General features: G+C 71.3%; 20 protein-coding genes. 2 read left to right on the plus strand and 18 right to left on the minus strand.

Features of this window, described 5'->3' with window-relative positions:
• Window positions 1–46: 46 nt before the first annotated feature.
• Window positions 47–1,489: a sugar porter family MFS transporter gene (locus ACEN8D_RS04635; RefSeq protein WP_071296160.1), complete on the minus strand. Its 1,443-nt coding sequence runs from the start codon at window positions 1,487–1,489 to the stop codon at window positions 47–49.
• Between the two features lie 426 nt (window positions 1,490–1,915).
• On the opposite strand from ACEN8D_RS04635, the gene ACEN8D_RS04640 reads away from it, so the two are divergent.
• Entirely contained in the window at window positions 1,916–2,566 is a 651-nt protein-coding gene (locus ACEN8D_RS04640) for a M23 family metallopeptidase (RefSeq protein WP_413461935.1), read from the plus strand.
• A 6-nt stretch (window positions 2,567–2,572) separates the two neighbouring features.
• Here the strand turns inward: ACEN8D_RS04640 and ACEN8D_RS04645 are convergent, their stop codons facing one another.
• From ACEN8D_RS04645 to rplS, 9 genes are all read right to left on the minus strand, one after another.
• Window positions 2,573–3,619, minus strand: a complete 1,047-nt coding sequence (locus tag ACEN8D_RS04645; protein WP_495601174.1) for a tyrosine recombinase XerC — start codon at window positions 3,617–3,619, stop codon at window positions 2,573–2,575.
• Window positions 3,620–3,644: 25 nt separating this feature from the next.
• Window positions 3,645–4,838: a DNA-processing protein DprA gene (dprA, locus tag ACEN8D_RS04650; RefSeq protein ID WP_413461404.1), complete on the minus strand. Its 1,194-nt coding sequence runs from the start codon at window positions 4,836–4,838 to the stop codon at window positions 3,645–3,647.
• On the minus strand, window positions 4,835–6,361 hold the full coding sequence (locus ACEN8D_RS04655; protein WP_309779836.1) for a YifB family Mg chelatase-like AAA ATPase: 1,527 nt from the start codon (window positions 6,359–6,361) through the stop codon (window positions 4,835–4,837). Before ACEN8D_RS04655 ends, dprA begins: the two co-directional genes overlap by 4 nt.
• Window positions 6,358–6,726, minus strand: coding sequence for a YraN family protein (locus ACEN8D_RS04660; RefSeq protein WP_070416397.1), 369 nt, complete (start codon window positions 6,724–6,726; stop codon window positions 6,358–6,360). The genes ACEN8D_RS04655 and ACEN8D_RS04660 overlap by 4 nt, the downstream gene beginning before the upstream one ends.
• Before the next feature lie 153 nt (window positions 6,727–6,879).
• On the minus strand, window positions 6,880–7,227 hold the full coding sequence (locus ACEN8D_RS04665; protein ID WP_070416398.1) for a histone-like nucleoid-structuring protein Lsr2: 348 nt from the start codon (window positions 7,225–7,227) through the stop codon (window positions 6,880–6,882).
• Between the two features lie 109 nt (window positions 7,228–7,336).
• Window positions 7,337–7,660: a DUF2469 family protein gene (locus ACEN8D_RS04670; RefSeq protein ID WP_070419101.1), complete on the minus strand. Its 324-nt coding sequence runs from the start codon at window positions 7,658–7,660 to the stop codon at window positions 7,337–7,339.
• Between the two features lie 79 nt (window positions 7,661–7,739).
• Window positions 7,740–8,447: a ribonuclease HII gene (rnhB, locus tag ACEN8D_RS04675; protein ID WP_413399341.1), complete on the minus strand. Its 708-nt coding sequence runs from the start codon at window positions 8,445–8,447 to the stop codon at window positions 7,740–7,742.
• A complete protein-coding gene (lepB, locus tag ACEN8D_RS04680) occupies window positions 8,444–9,190 on the minus strand; it encodes a signal peptidase I (protein ID WP_413399342.1) in 747 nt (248 codons plus the stop codon). The genes rnhB and lepB overlap by 4 nt, the downstream gene beginning before the upstream one ends.
• Before the next feature lie 141 nt (window positions 9,191–9,331).
• On the minus strand, window positions 9,332–9,688 hold the full coding sequence (gene rplS, locus ACEN8D_RS04685; RefSeq protein WP_022905818.1) for a 50S ribosomal protein L19: 357 nt from the start codon (window positions 9,686–9,688) through the stop codon (window positions 9,332–9,334).
• Window positions 9,689–9,854: 166 nt separating this feature from the next.
• Here rplS and map point away from each other — a divergent pair, with 166 nt between their 5' ends.
• Window positions 9,855–10,646: a type I methionyl aminopeptidase gene (map, locus tag ACEN8D_RS04690; RefSeq protein WP_413399343.1), complete on the plus strand. Its 792-nt coding sequence runs from the start codon at window positions 9,855–9,857 to the stop codon at window positions 10,644–10,646.
• 189 nt (window positions 10,647–10,835) lie between these two features.
• On the opposite strand, the gene trmD is transcribed toward map, so the two are convergent.
• The 8 genes from trmD to aroA all read right to left on the minus strand — a co-directional run bounded on the left by trmD (window position 10,836) and on the right by aroA (window position 20,319).
• Window positions 10,836–11,528, minus strand: coding sequence for a tRNA (guanosine(37)-N1)-methyltransferase TrmD (gene trmD, locus ACEN8D_RS04695; RefSeq protein WP_070416402.1), 693 nt, complete (start codon window positions 11,526–11,528; stop codon window positions 10,836–10,838).
• A 5-nt stretch (window positions 11,529–11,533) separates the two neighbouring features.
• Window positions 11,534–12,079 (minus strand): ribosome maturation factor RimM, encoded by a 546-nt coding sequence (gene rimM / locus ACEN8D_RS04700; RefSeq protein ID WP_022905821.1) that lies wholly within the window; start codon window positions 12,077–12,079, stop codon window positions 11,534–11,536.
• Between the two features lie 19 nt (window positions 12,080–12,098).
• Window positions 12,099–12,335, minus strand: a complete 237-nt coding sequence (locus ACEN8D_RS04705) for an RNA-binding protein (protein WP_022902329.1) — start codon at window positions 12,333–12,335, stop codon at window positions 12,099–12,101.
• 4 nt (window positions 12,336–12,339) lie between these two features.
• Window positions 12,340–12,756 (minus strand): 30S ribosomal protein S16, encoded by a 417-nt coding sequence (gene rpsP / locus ACEN8D_RS04710; protein WP_070416404.1) that lies wholly within the window; start codon window positions 12,754–12,756, stop codon window positions 12,340–12,342.
• Window positions 12,757–12,923: 167 nt separating this feature from the next.
• Window positions 12,924–15,056: an oxidoreductase gene (locus tag ACEN8D_RS04715; RefSeq protein ID WP_413398713.1), complete on the minus strand. Its 2,133-nt coding sequence runs from the start codon at window positions 15,054–15,056 to the stop codon at window positions 12,924–12,926.
• A 4-nt stretch (window positions 15,057–15,060) separates the two neighbouring features.
• Window positions 15,061–15,915, minus strand: a complete 855-nt coding sequence (locus ACEN8D_RS04720; protein WP_309779843.1) for an SDR family oxidoreductase — start codon at window positions 15,913–15,915, stop codon at window positions 15,061–15,063.
• Window positions 15,916–15,993: 78 nt separating this feature from the next.
• A complete protein-coding gene (locus ACEN8D_RS04725; protein WP_071302165.1) occupies window positions 15,994–17,163 on the minus strand; it encodes an acyl-CoA dehydrogenase family protein in 1,170 nt (389 codons plus the stop codon).
• Between the two features lie 3 nt (window positions 17,164–17,166).
• A complete protein-coding gene (aroA, locus tag ACEN8D_RS04730) occupies window positions 17,167–20,319 on the minus strand; it encodes a 3-phosphoshikimate 1-carboxyvinyltransferase (RefSeq protein WP_413398712.1) in 3,153 nt (1,050 codons plus the stop codon).
• Between the last annotated feature and the right edge of the window lie 55 nt (window positions 20,320–20,374).

Consider the following 20,374-nt stretch of genomic DNA (forward strand, 5'->3'; position numbering starts at 1 on the left):
GGTCGGACCCGCACCGCGCCTCCTGGACGGTGGTGACGCTGGCGCGTCAGGCCTTGGCGTCGACCGTGTCGCCCTCGGCCGTGATGCCCATCTCCTCGAGGGAGCGGCCCTTGGTCTCCGGGATCTTCGCGATGACGAAGAAGAGGGAGAGCAGGGCGAACAGCGCGTAGATGCCGTAGGTCACGGTCAGGTTGAAGCCGGACAGGACGGGGAACGTGATGGTGACGAGGAAGTTCGCGATCCAGTTCGCCGCGGACCCGATGCCGAGTGCCGTCGCACGGATGCGGTTCGGGAACATCTCACCGAGCAGGACCCACATGAGCGGACCCCAGGTTGCGCCGAACGACACGACGAAGAGGTTCGCGAAGATCAGCGCGATGACGCCCCACGCACCGGGGAGGTTCGGCTCGCCGTTCACGATCGTCGCCTGCGAGAACGCGATCGCGACCATGAGCAGCGACACGAACATGCCCGTCGAACCCGCGATGAGCAGCGGCTTCCGACCGAGCTTGTCCACCGTGAAGATCGCGATGAAGGTGACGGCGACGTTCACGACCGAGGTGATGGTCGAGATGAGGAAGGACTGGTCCTCCTTGAAGCCGACCGCCTGCCAGAGCGTCGTCGAGTAGTAGAAGATCACGTTGATGCCGACGAACTGCTGCAGCACCGCGAGGATGATGCCGACCCAGACGATCGGTTGGAGCCCGAAGCGGTTGCCCCGGATGGAGCCCTTCTTCTCGCTGGCCTCCTTCTTGATGCCGTCCTGGATCTCCTCGAGGCTGGTGTTGACCGTGTCGCGCGGCACGATCTTGCCCATCACCTCGCGCGCGTCGTCGGTCCTGCCCTTGGCGAGGAGGAAGCGCGGCGATTCGGGGAGCGTGATGGCGAGGACGCCGTAGACGACCGAGGGGATCACGCCGACCAGGAACATCCAGCGCCACGCGGCGAGGCCGAGCACCTGCTCCGAGGCGCCGCCGGCGGTCACCGCGAAGAGCTGGTCGGACAGGAGCGCGGCGAAGATACCGAGCGTGATCGCGAGCTGCTGGAACGAGGCCAGGCGACCGCGGATGGCCTTCGGCGAGACCTCGGAGATGTACGCCGGCGCGATGACCGACGCGGTGCCGATGCCCAGACCGCCGACGAGGCGCCAGATCACGAGGTCCCAGGTGGCGAACGCGAACGCGCTGCCGATCGAACTCACGAAGAACAGGACGGCGGCCCAGAACATGACGCGCGTGCGACCCCAGCGGTCCGCGAGGCGGCCGGCGAAGTAGGCGCCGAACGCGCAGCCGATGAGTGCCGAGGCGACGGCGAAGCCGCTCGCTGCCTCGGACAGGCCGAACTCGCCCTTGATGGCCTCGACCGCACCGTTGATGACGGACGAGTCGAATCCGAAGAGGAAGCCGCCGACCGCTGCCGCGATGGCGAACAGCGTGACCTTCCCCTTGAATGCACGGTCTTCGCCGTGCTGCGTTGTCGCGTTCGACACGATGCTCCAGGTTTCCCGCCGCCGTGCGGGATGCTGCACGGTGCCCCGGCGGTCGGCTGGTTCGCCGTCCGAGCGGCGTTGCGTGTTCCGGAGCGGCCCCGACTGTACTCCCGGATCGGGCGCGGGGGCCAACCGGGCGCGCGGGCGGGGGGGTGGGTGCGGCGCGTGGGCGGGGTGGGTGGGTGCGGTCCGACTCGGAACGACATGGTCGACGTCGTACGACAGCGATGTTGTCGCTCCCGCGCGCACGCAACGGTTGCGTCCGCCCGGTTGCGACATGGTCGACGTCGTACGACACCGATGATGTCGCCCGTTGCGCACGCATCGGGCGCGCTTCGCCCTCCACAAGCCAGGAGGCGCGGCTCGCCCTCCACAGTTCGACGCACCGCCGACACGCTCCGCGTCCACCGCCGGGAGGCTGTGCCCATGCCGTTCCGTCATCCAGTCCCCGCCGTCGCCGTCGGCGCGGTCGTGGTGCTCGTCGTGTCGCTCGTCGTGTCGCTTCTCTCCGCGGGCAACCGGTGGGCGGCCGGCGCACCGCTGGTCGAGACTGGCCGACTCGTCATCGGACCCGGTGCCGTCCCAACCGTGGTGGACCGGGCCGTCCCGCCGCCGCTCGAGGATTCCCGTGCCGACCTCGGCCGCGCGACGGCGGAGGCACCGTGGGTGTGGCCGACCGGCAGCCGGGTGGTCGGCCGTCCGTGGGAGGCCCCGGCGGACGACTACGCAGCGGGCCACCGCGGGATCGACGTCGGGGCACCGCTCGGGACCGTGGTGGTGGCCGTCAACGACGGGACGGTGACGTTCGCCGGGCAGGTCGCCGGACGCGGGGTCGTGACGATCGACCACGGCGGCGGGCTCCGGAGCACGGTCGACTCCGTCGCGCCCGGGGTCGCGACGGGAGACACCGTGGCGCAGGGTGACGCGGTGGGCACGGTGTCGGTCGGCCACTGTCCGGCAGCGGACCCGTGCCTGCACGTCGGCGCACGGCTCGACGACCGGTACGTCGATCCGACGCCGTACCTGCCCGCGGCGGCGTGGCCGGTGCTGCTGCCCGAGTCCGCCTGGACGGGGTGAGTCCGATCAGGCGCGGGGGTGTGCCGTGCGGTAGACCTCCCGCAGCCGTGCGGAGGAGACGTGCGTGTAGATCTGGGTCGTCCCGAGGCTCGCGTGCCCGAGCAGCTCCTGCACGGCACGGAGGTCCGCTCCCCCGTCGAGCAGGTGCGTCGCCGCCGTGTGCCGGAAGGTGTGCGGACCGCTCGGGCCCTCGCCCGGCAGGTCCTGCAGGAGCCGAGCGACGATCCGGTACGCGCCTCGGACCCCGAGCCGGCCACCGCGGTCACCGAGGAACAGCGCGTCCGCTGCCGGCGCGGCGTTCCGGGCACCGCCGACCGCCGCGCGGCCACCGCCCGCAGCGCGGCCGCCGACCGCCACGCGGCTACCGCCCGCCGCGGGGCCATCGTCCGCCGCGGGGCCGTCGCCCGCCTGCGCGCTGGTGAGCAACGCCGGGCGACCACGGTCGAGCCACGCCTCGAGCGCGTCGCGTGCGGGAACCCCGAACGGCACGACGCGCTCCTTCCCGCCCTTGCCGAGCACCCGGACGGTCAGCCGGCCCCGATCGAGGTCGCGCACGTCGATGCCGACGAGTTCGCTCACCCGGATCCCCGCCGCGTACAGGAGTTCCACGACCGCGAGGTCGCGCAGCGCGCCGGGATCGTCGGTCGCAGCCCGAGCGGCCAATCCGTCGAGCATCGTCCGGACCTGGTCGGACGACACCACGCGCGGGAGGTGCGACGCCCCCTTCGGCGCCCGGAGCCGCACGCCCGGGTCGGACGTGATCCACCCGGACTCGCTCGCCCACCGGGTGAACGCCCGGACCGACGACGACCGGCGAGCGATGGTGGACCGAGCCAGGCCCCGGTGGTCGGCATCCCACAGCCAGTCGCGCAGCAGCTCGAGGCCGAGGTCCGACAGCCGATCGACTCCGCGTGCGGTGGCGAACGCGATGAGCTGCTCGAGGTCGTTGGCGTAGGCGCGGACGGTCTGCTCGCTGAGTCCGCGGCCGTGGCGGGCGTGCGCGAGGAACGCGTCCACCGCCACTGCGAGCCGTTCCCCGGTGCGTTCCGTCACCCGCCCAGCGTAGGTCCGACGTCCGTCATCGTCGGCACCATCCCTCGGCCAGGGCCACCACCAGCCCCTCGAGCTGCGCCAGGGCGAGCGCGTCCGCCGTGTCGTCGACGGAGAGCCCGCTGCGACGGGCGATCTCCTCCACCGGGAGCGGCCGCCGGTCGAGTGCGTCGAGCGCCCGCGTGACGTGCGGATCCGACCGGGTCCCGAGGGCGAGGACCTCCGCCACCGGCGGCGCGTCGTGGTCGGCGACCGCGGACACCGCTGCGACCGGGTCACGGGGCTGGACGACGATCTGGGCGTTCCCGTCGGCGATCAACCGGTGGCACCCGACCGAGGCGGCCGACGCGAAGGGCCCGGGCACGGCGAACACCGGACGACCGAGGTGCAGCGCGTGGTGGGCGGTGTTGAGCGCCCCCGACCGAGCAGCGGCCTCGACGACCACCGTCGCCCCCGAGAGGGCAGCGATCAGCCGGTTGCGGTGCAGGAAGCGCCACCGCGTCGGCCGGGTCCCCGGTGGCGACTCGGACAGCACCCGGCCCCGTCCGAGCACGTTGCGCAGCAGGTCGTGGTTGCCCGCCGGGTAGAACTGGTCGACACCGCCGGCGAGCACCGCCGTCGTGGGGGTCCCGGCGGCGACGGCGACCCGGTGGGCCACGGCGTCGATGCCGTACGCGCCGCCGGACACGATCTCGACGCCGTCGTCCGCCGCGACGGAGGCGATCTCCGCCGTGGCCTCGGCCCCGGCGACGGTGTTCGCCCGGCACCCGACGATCGCGAGCGCCCCGCGGCAGCCCGCGGCGCCGACCGGGTCGGCCAGCTCGGATCGGCTCCAGAGCACGAACGGCGCGTGCGGCCCGAGGTCCTCCAACCCGCTCGGCCACTCGGGCGTGCCCGGGACGAGGATGCGCGCGCCGACCGCGGTGGCGGACGCCCTGGCCGCGACGGCGCGGTCGTCCGCTCCCCCGAGGCGCGGTCGCCACCGGTCGAACGCCGACTCGAGCGCCGCGCGGACCCGGTCGGGGCCGTCGGCGAACGACGCGACCGTACCGACCTGCTCGAGGAGTTCGCTCGCGCCGCCCGCAGCCGCACGACGGACCAGTGCGAGGGACTCGTCCGGTCCGAGCGCCGCGACGAGTTCTCCCGCGACGGCGTCGCCCGGTTCGGCGAGGACGCTCCAGACGACCCGGGCGAGGGTGTCGTCGCCGGACGGCGCGGTCACAGCGCGCTCCGCAGCGTCAGCGCGCGCCGGACCTCGGCGGAGCCCGGACGCTCGACGTCGTCGAGGTCGGCCATCGTCCACGCCAACCGCATGACCCGGTCCCACCCCCGCATCGTCAGCGTGCCGAAGTCGAGTGCCCGGTCGAGGGGTGCCGTCGCGCCCGGCTCTGCCCGGCCTTCCGACCGGAGCCACGGCCCGGTTACCTCGGCGTTGCAGGCCCAGCCGGTGCCGAGCAGCCGATCGGCCATCCGACGTCGGGCTGCGGCCACACGCGCTGCCGCCTCGGCGGTGGTGGGCGCGGTGCCCTCCGCCGAGCGGATCGTGCCCGTCGTCACCCGGGGCACCGCCACGCGGATGTCGATCCGGTCGAGGAGCGGTCCGGAGAGACGGCCGAGGTACTTCCGCACCGTGCTCGGGCTGCACGAGCACAGCGGGCCACCCCGGGTCCCCGCGTTGCCGCACGGGCAGGGGTTCGCCGCGAGCACGACCTGGCACCGTGCGGGGAACTCGGCACTGCCGACGCTGCGGTGGATCGTGATCCGACCGGACTCGAGCGGCTGGCGGAGCGCGTCGAGGACCGCCCGCGGGAACTCGGTCGCCTCGTCGAGGAAGAGCACCCCGCGCGTGGCCCGCGACACGGCACCGGGGCGGAGGAGCCCCGAGCCCCCACCGATCAGGGCCATCGCCGACGACGAGTGGTGCGGCGCTTCCCACGGCGGTCGCACACTCCAGGACTGGTTGCCGAGCCCGCTGACGGAGCGGACGGCCGCGACCTCGAGCGCTGCCTCGGGGTCGAGGTCCGGCAGGAGCCCCGGCAGCCGCTCGGCGAGCATCGTCTTGCCGGCGCCGGGCGGGCCGAGCAGGAACACGTGGTGTCCTCCGGCCGCGGCCGCGATCACCGCCCGGACGCCGACGGCGTTGCCGATCACGTCTGCGAGGTCGTGCACGTCCGGACGGACCTCAGCCACGGCGGGCTGCAGGACGGGGTCGGTCTCGACCGGCGGCAGGAGCGCACCGGCGGTGATCGCGCTCGCCCGGAGCGACGGTGTGCCGATCACCTCGACGCCCGGCACGATCCGGGCTTCCTCGACGTTGCCGAACGGCACGACGACCGTGTGGATGCCGGCGTCCCGCGCGGCGATCACCATCGGGATGACCCCGGGCACAGGCCGGACCCGCCCGTCGAGTCCGAGCTCGCCGATGTACGCGACGTCGCGGGAGACCTGCGGCGCGATGCCCTCGGCCCCGAGGACCGCCATGGCGATGGCGAGGTCGAACCCGGAACCACGCTTCGGGATCGACGCCGGGGTGAGGTTCACGGTGATCCGCCGCGCCGGGAGCGGACAGCCTGCAACGGCGCTGGCCGACCGGACCCGCTCACGCGCTTCGCCCAGGGCCGCGTCCGGCAGCCCGATGATGCTGAAGCCGGGCAGCTGGCTCGTGAGGTGTGCCTCGACCTCGATCACGCGCCCCTGGACCCCGACGAGCGCGATCGCCGACGCGCGCCCGATGTCCGTCGTCACAGCACACCCGCCACGTGCTCGACCCCGACGCGGTCACCGTCGACGTGCACGGCGACGGCATCGATGCGGATCATCCGCGCCGACACCTCGGGATGGTCCGCGAACCAGGCCGGCACGAGGCGGCGCAGTCGTGTGACCTTCGAGGCCGTGATCGCCTCGAACGGATGGCCGGTCGCGTTCCCCGACCGGGTCTTCACCTCGATGAAGCACAGCGTGCAGGACTGCCACGCGACGATGTCGATCTCCCCGCGGGCGCATCGCCAATTGCGTTCGACGACGCGGAACCCGTGGCGTTCGAGCCATTCCGCGGCCTGTTCTTCGCCGAATCGTCCGAGACTGCTGTTCCGCAGCGGTGTTCGTTCCATGTCGTTGCCTCCGCCACGACGATCCCGGGAATCGAAGCGCCATCAAGTCGCACCTCGACGATTTGTGGACGGGAATCGGCGGACGACGACCTGTGGAGGACAAGGAAGGACCCCGGTCGGCCGAAGCCGTCCGGGGTCCTGCAGCAGGGGCACTCAGTGTGCGGCTGCGTACGCTTCTTGCACCTGGGTGGAGATACGCCCGCGGGTCGAGACCTCGTACCCGTTCTCCTTCGCCCATTCACGGATCTTGGCGAGCTCTTCCGAGTTGCCGCGCTTCGGCGCCGCCTTCGGAGCAGTCCCACCGGAACGACGGCCGGAGACCTTGCGCGCAGCGGCGACGTAGTCGGAGATCGCCTCACGGAACTTGTCGACGTTGTCGTCGGTCAGGTCGATCTCGTACGACGATCCGTCGAAGGCGAATTCGACGGTCCGACCCGAGCCGGCGGTGATGGGCGTGTCGTCGAGATCGTCGACGAGTTGAACGGTGACCTTCTGTGCCATGACGTGCTCCTTGTGCAGGGGACGGGAAATCCCCTTCACATTAGCGGGCGGAATGCATTCCGGCACAATTGTCTCGGCGATTCTCAGATTCACCGAAAAGAAGTGAAGATCACTCGTCGAGCGCGAGTTCTTTCGGCAGCTCGAGTTCGCGGGAAGTGAGTTCCTCGACGTTCACGTCCTTGAACGTCAGCACCCGGACGGACTTCACGAAGCGGTCGGAACGGTAGACGTCCCACACCCAGACGTCGTTCATCGTCAATTCGAAGTAGAAATCGTGTTCGGTGTCACGGCGGGCGAGTTCCACCTCGTTGGCCAGGTAGAAACGTCGCTCGGTCTCGACCACGTACCGGAACTGCGACACGACGTCGCGGTACTCGCGGTACAGGGCCAGTTCGACCTCGCGGTCGTAGTCGTCGAATTCGTCGTCATCCATCGCGCCCACAGTCTACGGCGACGGGAGCACCGACGACACACCGCGACCGACCCGCAGCCCGACGCGCGACCGAACGCGCTCAGCCCGCCAGCGCGTCCATCTCGGCGAACCCGTCCAGCGCCACGCTCGACGCCTGGTGCAACCAGCTCTTCCGGTGCAGCGCGTGCGCCCCCACCGATCGGATCGCGTCGTAGTGCGCCGTCGACCCGTACCCCTTGTTCGACGCCCACGCGTAGTGCGGCGCCTCGTCGTGCGCAGCCGTCATCAGCGCGTCACGAGCGACCTTCGCCACGACCGAGGCCGCAGCGACCGAGGCGCAGTCCCGGTCGGCCTTGACCCGCACCACGACCTCGAGCGGGTCGGACGGCAGCCGGAGCGTCACGGGGACGGCACGGGTGAGCCAGTCGAACGAGCCGTCGAGCACGACCACGGCCCCGTCGAGCGAGAGGCCATCCGCCACGAGGGCCCCGATCGCCGACGCACCGGCCTGCCCGAGCGCCGGCACGATGCCCTGCTCGTCGACCACCGAGGCGGACGCCATCCCCACCGCGGTCCGGGTCCACCGGCGGACGACGGGGTCGAGGGCCTCGCGACGAGCGGCGGTGAGCAGCTTCGAGTCCGCGAGCCCCTGGGGCACCCGGCCGATGTCGAGCGTCACGGCAGCGACCCCGACCGCGACTGGCCCGGCGATCGCGCCGCGGCCCACCTCGTCCATCCCGATGACGGTCACCCGGCCGTCGGCCAGGAGCTTCTTCTCGAGCCGGAGCGACGGCCGGACGGCGGTCACTTCTCTCGCTCCTCCACGCCTGCGAACACCTCGGGGTGGTCGTCCAGCCAGGTCCACCGGCTCGACGGCCACGAGATGACGAAGGCACGGCCGGTCACGTCGGACAGCGGCACGAACCCCTTCGACGGGGTGTCGCCGTTGTACCGCGAGTCCTTCGAGTCGTAGCGGTTGTCGCCCATCACCCAGATGGTGCCCTTCGGCACGGTCACCGAGAAGTCGGTCCCCGAGGCGCGGGTCTCCCCCGTGGGCAGCTTGAGGTACGGCTCCTTGATCGGCACGCCGTTCACGGACATCTGCCCGAGGTCGTTGCAGCAGGACACCTTGTCGCCGGGCAGGCCGATGACGCGCTTGATGAGGTGGTCGTCGCTGTCGCCGGTGCCGAGGCCGACCTGGGTGAGGAGCCAGTCGATGGCCTTCGCCGGCTGCGTAGTCGGCGTCACGTTCGGCACCTCGGAGTCGGTGAGCCACCCGCCCGGGTCCTTGAACACGACGACGTCACCGCGCTTGAGGGACACCACGTCGGGCACGAGCTCGTTGACGATCACCCGGTCGTTGATCTGCAGCGTGTTCTCCATCGACGCCGACGGGATGTAGAACGACCGGATCAGGAAGGTCTTGACGAGGAACGAGACGAGCAACGCCGCGATGAAGATGATGACGAGGTCGCGGAGGAAGGTGAGGACACCGTTCCGCTTCTTCTCGACACGGGGCCGGCGCCCGGTTTCGTCAGTCGTGTCCGTCATTTCCGCTCTCGTTCAACCACAGGATCCCGTCGCGGACCGCAGGAGTCCACGAAAAGGGAAAGCCCCCCGTCGATGCACAACCGTACATGGACGAGGGGCCGACAGCGGCGTCCGGCTCGCGGACGCTCACTGTGAAGGCGATCAGGAGTCGCGCTTCTCCTTGATCTTGCGACGGGCAGCCTTGCCGCGGAGTTCGCGGAGGTAGTAGAGCTTCGCACGACGGACGTCACCCTTGGTGACGATCTCGATGTGGTCGATGATCGGCGAGTGCACCGGGAACCAGCGCTCGACGCCGACCTGGAAGCTCACCTTGCGGACCTTGAAGGTCTCGCCGAGGCCGTGACCCTGGCGTCCGATGACGACGCCCTGGAACACCTGGACACGCGAGCGCGTGCCTTCGATGATGTTGACGTGCACCTTGATGGTGTCGCCGGGGCGGAAGTCCGGGACGTCGGTGCGCAGCGACGCTGCATCGACGTGGTCGAGGAGCTGGCTCATGATTGGGTCACTCTCTGCGGACGCACACGGGTCGCCGCGGATCGAATTCGGTAAGTGAAGGTGTGTGCCCGGTGTCGGCGACTCCCCCGTGGCAGAGTCCAGCCAGGGCACGGCTACCCATCTTGCCACAGCAACCCACGTCCGCAAAACGCGCGAGGATGGTCCCATGATCGAACTCCGCACCCCCGCCGAGCTGGACGGCCTGCGCGCCGCCGGACGGTTCGTGGCCGACGTCCTCGACGAACTGCTCGACACCGTCGACGTCGGCGTGAACCTGCTCGACCTCGACCGGGTGGCCGCACGGATGATCGCCGACCGCGGCGCGGTGAGCTGCTACGTCGACTACCACCCGTCGTTCGGCAAGTCGCCGTTCGGCAAGAACCTCTGCACCTCGGTCAACGACGCGGCGCTGCACGGCCTGCCGTACGACCGTGTGCTCGTCGACGGCGACCTCGTGAGCCTCGACTTCGCCGCGAGCGTCGACGGCTGGGTCGCGGACTCCGCTGTCACGGTGCAGGTCGGCACCCCGCGCGAGGACGACCAGCGCCTGATCGACACCGTCGAGCGCGCGCTCACCGCGGGCATCGCCCAGTTCCGCACGGGCAACAAGCTCGGCGACGTCTCGTACGCGATCGGTCGCGTCGCGAAGGACGCCGGCTACGACGTGAACCTGCAGTTCGGCGGGCACGGCGTCGGCCGGACGATGCACGGCGACCCGCACGTCCCGAACGACGGCCGGCCCGGGCGCGGTCTCAAGCTCCAGCAGGGGCTGGTCGTGGCGATCGAACCGTGGCTCATGCAGGGCACCGCCGACCTGTTCCAGGACGACGACGGCTGGACGCTCAAGAGCGTCGACGGCTCGCGCGCCGCGCACGTCGAGCACACCGTCGCCGTGACCGACGCCGGTCCCGAGGTCCTCACCCTGCGTCGCGCCCAGCGCGCCGACGCGACCGTCTGACGGTCCGCAGCCGGCGGCGCACCGAGCCCAGGTGGTCACGTCCGGGCCGGGAGGCGCGGTGCGGGCCGCTCCCGCGCCTCCTGTCTCGCAGTGCGCGGCCGGCGCCGACGCCGCGAAAGCGACAGGTCACAGCCGTGCGGCGCGGCCCGTGCCGCGAGAGCGAGAGACGCCCGCAGCGCCAGCCGCGCCCTACGCGTCCGGCAGCAGGTCCGGCCGGACGCGCCGCGTCCGCTCCACCTGCTGCTCGTGCCGCCACGCACCGACGCGGGCGTGGTGCCCACTGAGCAGCACGTCCGGCACGTCGAAGCCACGCCAGGACGCGGGCTTCGTGTACGAGGGGTACTCGAGCAGCCCGTCTTCGTGGGACTCCTCGACGAGGGACTCGGGGTTCCCGACGACTCCGGGCACGAGTCGCCCGACGGCCTCGATCATCGCCATCGCTGCGACCTCGCCGCCGTTCAGCACGTAGTCGCCCAGCGAGAGCTCGACGACCGTGGCGTGCGCCGCGGCCCACTCGAAGACCCGGGCGTCGATCCCCTCGTACCGCCCGCAGGCGAACACGAGGTGGTCCGACGTCGACGCGAGCGAGCGCGCGATCGACTGCGTGAACGGCGTGCCGGCGGGCGTCGGGACCACCAGGGTCGACGAGCCGTCGGGCCGGAACAGCGACTCGAGCGCGAGCGCCCACGGTTCGGGCTTCATGACCATGCCCGCTCCCCCGCCGTACGGGGTGTCGTCGACGGTGCGGTGCCGGTCGGTCGTCCACGAGCGGAGGTCGTGCACGTGCAGGTCGAGCAGGCCGCCGGAGCGGGCCTTGCCGAGCAGCGAGACGTCCAGCACGGAGAAGAACTCCGGGAAGATCGTGACGATGTCGATGCGCACGCGCGCTAGTCCGTCACGGTCTCGGGTCGGGACGTGTCCTCGGGGTCCTCGAACAGGCCCGTCGGCGGCGTCACGGTGACGGTGCCGGCGGCGATGTCCACCGCGGGCACGATCGCCGAGACGAACGGCACGAGGACCTCGCCCCGCGACGGGGTGTCGATGGCGAGGAGGTCCTGCGCCGGCAGATGGTCGACCCGCGCGACGGTACCGACCTCGACGCCGTCGCGGAGGACCGTCAGCCCGACGAGCTGGTGGTCGTACCAGGCGTCGTCCTCACCGGTCTCGGCGTCGGCGTCCTGCTCGACCCAGAGGATCGCCCGCGCGAGCGTCTCGGCTGCGGTGCGGTCCCCGATGCCCTCGAAGAAGGCGACCGGGTGGCCGTTGTACCAGCGGAGCTCGTCGAGTGCGATGGTCTTGCCGGCCCAGGGCGAGTCGTCCGGGACCTGGAGCGTGAACACTGCTCCGGGCGTGAACCGACGATCCGGGTCGTCGGTGTAGAGCTCGAGCTTGATGCCGCCCTTGAGCCCGTGCGCCTTCGTGATGCGACCCACCCGGAGCTGGGTCGTCTCCCTAGGAATCGGTGTCGACCACGTCGACACGCACCCGCTTGCCGTCGGCGAGAGCCGAGACGAGGGTGCGCAGCGCCTTTGCGGTCCGTCCGGCGCGACCGATCACGCGGCCGAGGTCCTCGGGGTGCACACGCACCTCGAGGACCTCGCCCCGCGCGGAGGTGGAACTGGCGACGCGCACGTCGTCAGGGTGATCGACGATCCCCTTGACGAGGTGCGTCAGCGCGGATTCGAGCAAGGAATTACGCCTCGGTCGTCTCTGCGGTCTCGTCGGCCGACTCGGCCGGAGCGGCGGCGGGGGCCGTCTTCTCCGACTTCGGCTTGAGGACGGCCTTCTTGGAGGAGTCCACGACGAACGCCTGCTTGGGCTCGGCGACCTTGACCTTGGACTCGGTGTCCTTCTCGCCCTTGAACTTGGCCCAGTCGCCGGTCAGCTTGAGGAGGGCCGCGACCTGCTCGGTCGGCTGCGCGCCGACGCCGAGCCAGTAGAGCGCACGCTCGGACTCGATCTTGATGACCGAGGGCTCCTCGGTCGGGTGGTACTGACCGATCTCCTCGATGACGCGACCGTCGCGCTTGGTGCGCGAGTCGGCGACGACGATGCGGTAGTACGGCGCCCGGATCTTACCGAGACGCTTGAGACGGATCTTGACAGCCACAAATGCTCCTGTTGCGTGTTGTTGTGGTTGAACCGGACCGCGGGCGTGGGGGCACACACGGTGGAAGCTCGATGAGAACGTGATCCGCTGGATAGAGGGTCGAGCGGACACGATTCGACCGTTCATTCTTGCAGGTTTCCGAGCGAGAAGCGAGTCGGGACGCGCCGTCAGGGTGCGAGTCGCCGAACCGCTTCGAGCGCTTCGGACGTGGCACGCACCGCGTCGACGCTCCGGGCGTCGCGTGCGCCGCCCACGACGGCGTACGGCACATCGGCTGCCACCAGGCCCGGCTCGAGTCCGTCGGACGACCCTGCGCCCGCCTCGGCGCCCGTCCCGAGCGCCCGCTCCTGCCCGGCGCAGACCACCACGTTGTCCGCGGGGACGCCGCGTTCCTCGCCGTGCTCGTCGCGGATCCAGAGCACACCGGGCTCGATGCGGAGGTACTCCTGCACGCCGCCGACCAGGTGCACGCCGGCGTCCCGGAGCCGGCCGATCGCCACCCAGCGGGAGGTGATGCCGATGCCCTGCCCGAACTTGCCCGAGCGACGGAGGACGGTCACGTCGCCGCCGGGTCGGAGCGTGCGGGTCGCCACGGGGAGCCGCTGCGGCACGTCTCCCACGACGGTGTCGGCGACGTCGAGGTCCCAGCGGGCGCCGAACTCGGTCGCTCGCCGGGCCTCGTCGGGCGACTCGACGAGGAACGCCGCCGTGTCGACGCCGATCCCACCGCCGCCGATGATCGCGACGGTCCCGGCGGGGACGCCCTCGCGGAGCGCCCGCTCGTATGACCGGACGTGCGGCAGGTCGGCACCGGGGACGTCGATCGTCCGGGGCACGACACCGGGGGCGAGCACGACGGCCTCGCTCGCGGTGAGGTCGGCGGCCGTGGCGGCCCGACCGAGGTGGATCGTCGCGCCGCGGTCCTCGAGCTCGGCGCGGGCGGCGCGGACCGTCGCCGCGTAGTCCTCCTTGCCGGGCACCAGCGCGGCGAGGTCGAACTGTCCGCCCAGCCGGTCGGACGCCTCCCAGAGGGTCACGGTGTGGCCGCGACGAGCGGCGTCGACCGCGGCGGCGAGCCCGGCCGGGCCACCACCGACGACGTCGACGCGCTTCGGGTCGGTCGTCGGGCGAGCGGGGAAGGCGACCTCGCGGGCGGCGCGCGGGTTGACCAGGCACGACACGGGCTGGCCGACGATCGAGCGGTCGAGGCAGGCCTGGTTGCAGCCGATGCAGGTGTTGACGAGGTCGAAGGCGCCGGCGAGCGACCGGTTCACGATCGCGGGGTCGGCGAGGAACGGGCGCGCGAGGGCGACCGCGTCGAGGAGCCCGTCGGCCAGCACGGCCTCACCGTCGCGCAGGTCCGTCATCCGGTTCGACGCGATGACCTTCACGTCCGGGTACGCCGAAGCGCGGACGACGCCGGCGATGCGGGCGGCGTACGCGAGCCACGCGCCGTGCGGCACCGCGGCCTGCACGGTCGGCGTGCGGGACTCGTGCCAGCCGATGCCGACCGAGATCCCGTCGAGGCCGAGGGGCAGCAGCTCGTGCACGAGCGCGTCGACGTCGTCGTCGGTCGACGAGCCGGGCATCAGGTCGGCGCCGGAGAGCCGGATCGTCACGGCGAGGTCCGGTACCGCCCTGCGGACGGCGTCGACGACCGCCACCGTGAACCGACGACGCCGGACCGCGTCCCCGCCCCACTCGTCGTCGCGCAGGTTCGTCAGCGGCGACTGGAACTGGTTGATGAGGTAGCCCTCGGACGCCATGATCTCGACGCCGTCGAAGCCGATGTCCCGCGCGGACCGGGCGGCGTCGGCGAAGTCCTCGATGGTCTGCTCGATCTCGGCGGCGGTCAGCTCGACCGGCACCACGCCACGGGCAGCCGCCCACGGCAACGCGGACGGGGCCACCACACGCTGGGGTTCCCCGTGCCGGTCGACCATCCCCGACGCGAGCGCGTACCGCCCGGCGTGGAAGAGCTGCGCGAGGATCACCGAACCGGCGTCGTGCACGGCGTCGACCGCCGCACGGAACCGCTCGTCCGCTCCCCCGACGCCGAACACGGCGAAGTCCGGGCCACCACGGGCCTCGTCGCTCACCGCGATGCCGCCGGTGATGATGCACGCGGCACCGCCCGCGGCGCGCTCACGGTAGAACGCCGCCATGCCGGCCCCGCCGTCGTCGTGCACCTCGAGCCCGGTGTGCATCGACCCCATGACCACCCGGTTCGGCAGGGTCAGGGGGCCGAGCGTCCACGGCGAGGAGACGACGGCGAGGTCGGGCATGGCGACGGTGCTCATGCGCCTACTCTGCCGTGTCGACAGCCGAGTCGGCAGCAGCGTCGGCCGGCGGCAGGACCGCGTCGCGCAGCGGGGACGTCGTGTCCGCCCAGAACGGCGGGGCGATCACGGTCAGGCCGCCGTCGACCGACAGCACCTGGCCCGTGATGTAGCCGGCCTTGTCGGAGAGCAGGAAGTCCACCGCGTCGGCCATGTCGTCGGCGGTGCCTGGTCGCTGCAGGGGGAGCTTCTCGAACACGGTGTCGATCGGCGCCTGACCGGGCACCTTCGTGTAGAAGTACTCGAGCGAGTCGGTGTCGATGAGCCCGCCGTTGACCGCGTTCACGGTGATCTGACGGGGCCCGAACTCGACCGCCATGTACTTCATGTAGGACTCGCTCATGGCCTTCGCGGCACCGAGCGCGGCGTACGTCGGGAACGCGCGGAGCGACCCGTACGAGGTGACCACCACGATGCGGCCGCCCTTGTCCATGAGCTGCGCGGCACGCTGCGCACCGAGCACGAACGAGCGGGCGTTCGTGGCGTAGCTGCGGTCGAGGTGGTGCAGCTTGAGGTCCGCGACGGGCTTGAAGGCGCTCGCGGCGGCGTTCGCGACGAAGTAGTCCAGACGCCCGTACGTGTCGCGGACCAGGTCGAACAGCGCGTCGATCGACTCGGGCTGCTCGATGTCGACCTGCGCCGTGATCCCGTCGCCGCCGGCGGCCTTGACGTCGGCGAGCGACTCCTCGGCCAGGTCGGCGTTGCCCTTGTACGTCACGACGACGGTGACGCCGCGCTGGCCGAGCTTCTGCGCGAGCAGGCGGCCGATGCCGCGGGAAGCGCCCGTGATGAGGGCGATGGGAGCAGTGGTTGCAGCCAATGTGTTCCTTGCGTTGTCAGGGCCTGGAGGCGCGGTGCGGGCCCGCACCGCGCCTCCAGGCCATGGAGTGGTTGCGGGTCAGAACCCGGCCTGGCCGGTCACGACGGCGCGTCCGACGACCAGCTTCTGGATCTCGTTGGTGCCCTCCTCGAAGCGCTGCGCGCGCGCGTCACGGTAGACGCGCTCGATGGCGTTGCGCTTCCAGTAGCCCTGGCCGCCGTGCACCTGCAGTGCCTTGTCGGTGACGCGGGCGAGCATGTCGACGGCGACCATCTTCGAGGCGCTGGACAGCGTGCCTGCGTCCGGACGGCCCTCTTCGTAGGCGCGGGCCGCCTCGAGGACGAGGGCGCGCGCGGCGGCGATGTCGGCGTAGTTCTCCGCGACGTAGAACTGGATCGCCTGCCGGCTGGAGAGCTTCTTGCCGAACGTCTCGCGCTTGTTCGCGTACTCGACGGCGAGCTCGTTCGCACGCTCGGCGAGGCCGACGGCGCTCATCGCGACGGACACGCGGCTCGGCAGCAGGAAGCCGCCGAGTGCGACCTCGAGGCCCTGGCCCTCCTCGCCCAAGCGGGCGGAGGCCGGGATCGGGGTCTCGGTGAAGCGGAGGATCGCGTGGTCGGTGCCACGGATGCCCATGGTGTCGGAGTCGTCGATCACCTCGGCGCCGGGCAGGCCGGAGTTCGGCATGAGGAACGCGACGGTGCCGTCCTGGCCCGTGGTGCCCTCGAGGCGCGCGGCGATGAGCCAGTAGTCGGCCTTCACGCCGAACGTGATGAGGTGCTTCTCACCGTTCATCACGTAGGTGTCGCCCTCGCGGCGGACGGTCGTGCGGATGTCGGCACCCGTGCCCGCCGTCGCCTCGGTCAGCGTGAACGCGACGAGCTTGTCGCCGGCGACGCTCGGCTTCACGACCTCGTCGAGCTGCTCCGGCGTCGCGTACGGCTGCATGGCGCGCCAGGTGCCGTTGATGACGTGCACGAGCATGCGGATCGACGCGTGCGAGCGCGACACGATCTCCATGATCTCGAGGTAGCGCGAGAACGGGATGCCCCGTCCGCCGAGCTCGGCCGGGGCGGCGAGCGACAGCCACCCCTTGTCCTTGAGCTCCTGGAACAGCTCGGGCGCGACCTGTCCGGTGCGCTCGATCTCCTCCGCCCACTCCTCGCCGCGACCGCGGACCCACTCGGTCACCTCGGCCTTGAGCTCCTGGAAGGCGGCCTCGGTCTGCGGCTCCATGACCATCGTCATCTGTCAGTTCTCCTTCGTCGCGACGAGCGCGGCTGCCTGCTCGCGCAGGACGTTCTTCTGGACCTTGCCGACCGCGTTGCGCGGCAGCTCGGCGATGTACTCGAGACGCTCAGGCCAGTAGTACTTGCTCACGCCGGCCTTGTCGAGCGCGTGCTGCATCGCGGCGAAGTCGAGCTGCTCAGCTCCGGCCGCCGGCACGACGAACGCGCAGGCGCGCTCCCCGAGGCGGGCGTCCGGCATCGCGACGATCGCCACGTCGGTGACGAGCGGGTGCTGGTAGAGCAGGTTCTCGATCTCGACGACCGGGATCTTCTCGCCACCGCGGTTGATGACGTCCTTGACGCGGCCGGTGATGGACAGGAAGCCCTTGGCGTCGACCTTCGCGAGGTCACCGGTCTTGTACCAGCCGTCCTCGGTGAAGACGTCGTCCGTGAGGTCCTGCCGGTCGAGGTACCCGTCGAACATCGTCGGCGAGTGCAGCTCGAAGTTGCCCTCGGTGTCCGCCGGCAGCTCGTGCCCCTCGTCGTCGACGATGCGGATCCGGATGCCGGGCAGCGCGCGACCGTCGTGGCCGTAAGCGTCCGCCGGGTCGTCGGTCGGGCTGGAGAGCCCCCCGAGGCAGGTCTCGCTCGTGCCGAACGCGCCGAGGATCGCGGTGCCGAGGACCGTCGCGGCACGCTGGGCCAGTGCGCGGGGCACCGCGGCGCCCGTCGGCACGAAGATCCGGAGGGACTCGGGCTGTCCGGCCCCGGCCTCGACGAGGTCGACGAGGTCGGTCAGGAACGGCGTCGCGCACTGCACGAACGTGGCCTTCGCGGCACCGAACGCCTGCTCGAGCGCGACGGTGCCGTCCCACACGGGCTGGATGACCTGCGGTGCGCCGAGCCGGAAGGCCAGGAGCATGCCGTACAGGAACCCGGTCTGGTGGGCGAGCGGCGACGGGATGTAGATCCGGTCCTCGCTCGTCAGGCCGGACTGCGCGACGTGCATCGCGGTCGCCAGGCCGAGCGTGCGGTGCGGGTGCTGCACGCCCTTCGGCTCGCCGGTCGTGCCGGAGGTGAAGAGCAGCTGGCAGACGTCGTCCGGGCCGGGCGCGTGGGACAGGATCTGATCGACGTCCACCTGGACCGAGTCGAGCGCGGTGTCGAAGTAGCGCCAGTTCCACTCGCTCGCGGCGACGCGGTCGGCGGCGTCGGCGGGCAGCGGCGGCTGGTTCGTCGGGCTGTCCGCCTGCCCGCGGGCCTCGGAGCGGAGCACGACCACGTGCTCGACCGACAGGCGGCGCTTCTGGGCCTTCGCCTCGTCGATGACCTCGAGCAGTTCGAGCGCCGGGCGACGCTTCCGGAAGACGTTCGGCAGGAAGACCACGCGGGCGCGGGACCGGGCCAGCGTCATCGTGGTCTCGCGGGGACCGAACACGGGCATGATCGGCGTCGCGACGGCACCGATCTGGATCGCACCGAGCGTGATCGAGACGAACTCGCGCCAGTTCGGCAGCTGCATCGCCACGGACTCGCCCGTGCGGACGCCGAGCTCGAGGAGCAGGGCGGAGACCTTGTCGGCCTCGTCCTGCAGCTCGCGCCACGTCGTGTTCACCGGCTCGGGGCCGCCGACCTCGATCACGGCGAGGCCGTCCGGGTCCTGCTGGGAGAGGACGCGGACCTTCTCGCTGAGGACGAGCGGGTCGGCGTCGACGCCGGCGAGCTCGGGCAGCGCGCTCGTCACCGTCTCCTGCTCCTCCCCCAGGTCCGTGCTCTCCGCAGCGGCCTCGGCGGCGTCGATCCGGTCGTCGCGGGCGATCTGCGCCTCGGCGCCGTCGCCGACCTCCATGTCGAGGCCGACCGAGTTCATCGCCTCGAGGAAGGTCGGGTAGGAGATCCGGTAGGCGCGCGGGTAGGTGAGGGCGGAGACGCCGTCGGCCTTCGACGCGGCGACGGCCAGCGACATCAGCACGCGGTGGTCGTTGAACGAGGACATCGGCGACCCGTGCAGGTCACCAGGACGGACACCGGTGACGCGCAGCTCGTCGGCGCCCTGCTCGGCGCGGCCGCCCAGTCGGTTGAGCTGGAGCATCGCCGCGACGCGGTCGGACTCCTTCAACCGGATGTGCGCGACGTTCCAGAGCCGGGTCGTGCCCTCGGCGAAGGTCGCCATCGTGGACAGGATCGGCAGCAGGTCCGGGATCGGCTGGCAGTCGATGTCGAGGGGGCGCAGCGGGGAGCCGTCGTGCTCGATGCGCACGAAGCCGGTCTCCTCGTCGATCCGCATCGGGACGCCCATCGCCGTGGCGAGGTCGAGGAACTCGCTCTCCGGGTGGTCGGTCTCGGCGGTGGTGAACGCCGTCATGCCGCGGAGCAGCACGTTCGACTCGCGGATGCCGGCCGCGGCGATGCCGAACGCCGCCGAGCCGATGTCCGGCGGGATCACGTAGTCGTGCGGGGTGGCCTGCTGGTTCGCCGGGATCCGGTACTCGAGCCAGTCGTCGGACACCTCGACCGTGAGGCCGAACTGGCGCATCATGCGCACGGTCAGCTCGACGTACGGCTGCTCGTTGAGCCGTCCGCCGGTGATGTGGATCCGGGTCTCCTCCTCCGCGAAGGGCGCGACGAGGAGCAGGCCGGAGATCCACTGCGACAGGGTGCCGGCGATCTGGACGTCGCCGCCGCGCGGACGCTTCGGCTGCACGGTGACCGGCGGGCAGTCGTTCGTGGCCTCGAGCTCGATGCCCATCTGGGTGAGCGAGGTGAGCAGGGCCTTGATCGGGCGGCGCTGGAAGTACTTCATGCCCGAGAGGGTCATCGGCTTGTCCGCCAGCGACGCGAGCCCCGTCATGAAGTAGAGCGTGGTGCCCGAGGAGCCCATGTTGAGGAGCCCGTCGGCGCCCCGGGAGCCGTGGTCGACGACGTCGGTGGCCTCGTACCGACCGCCGAGGCCGGTGACGTGGTACTCGTTCCCGCGACGCTTGACGTCGACGCCGAGGGCACGGAGCGTGCCCACGGTCCACTCGACCTGCCGGGTCGCACTGATGCCGGAGACGATGCTCGTCCCCTTCGCCAGCGACGCGAGCACCAGCGCGCGGTGCGCGTGGTACTTCGAGACCGGGATGTCGAGTTCTCCGACGAGCGGTGCGTTCGTCCCGCGCACGACCAGCTGCATGCCTACCTCTTCCCTGTTGAGCGTTACTACGGTACGCCCGGTGTGGATCGTCTGT

The sequence above is a fragment of the Curtobacterium sp. Curtsp22 genome (assembly GCF_059492135.1).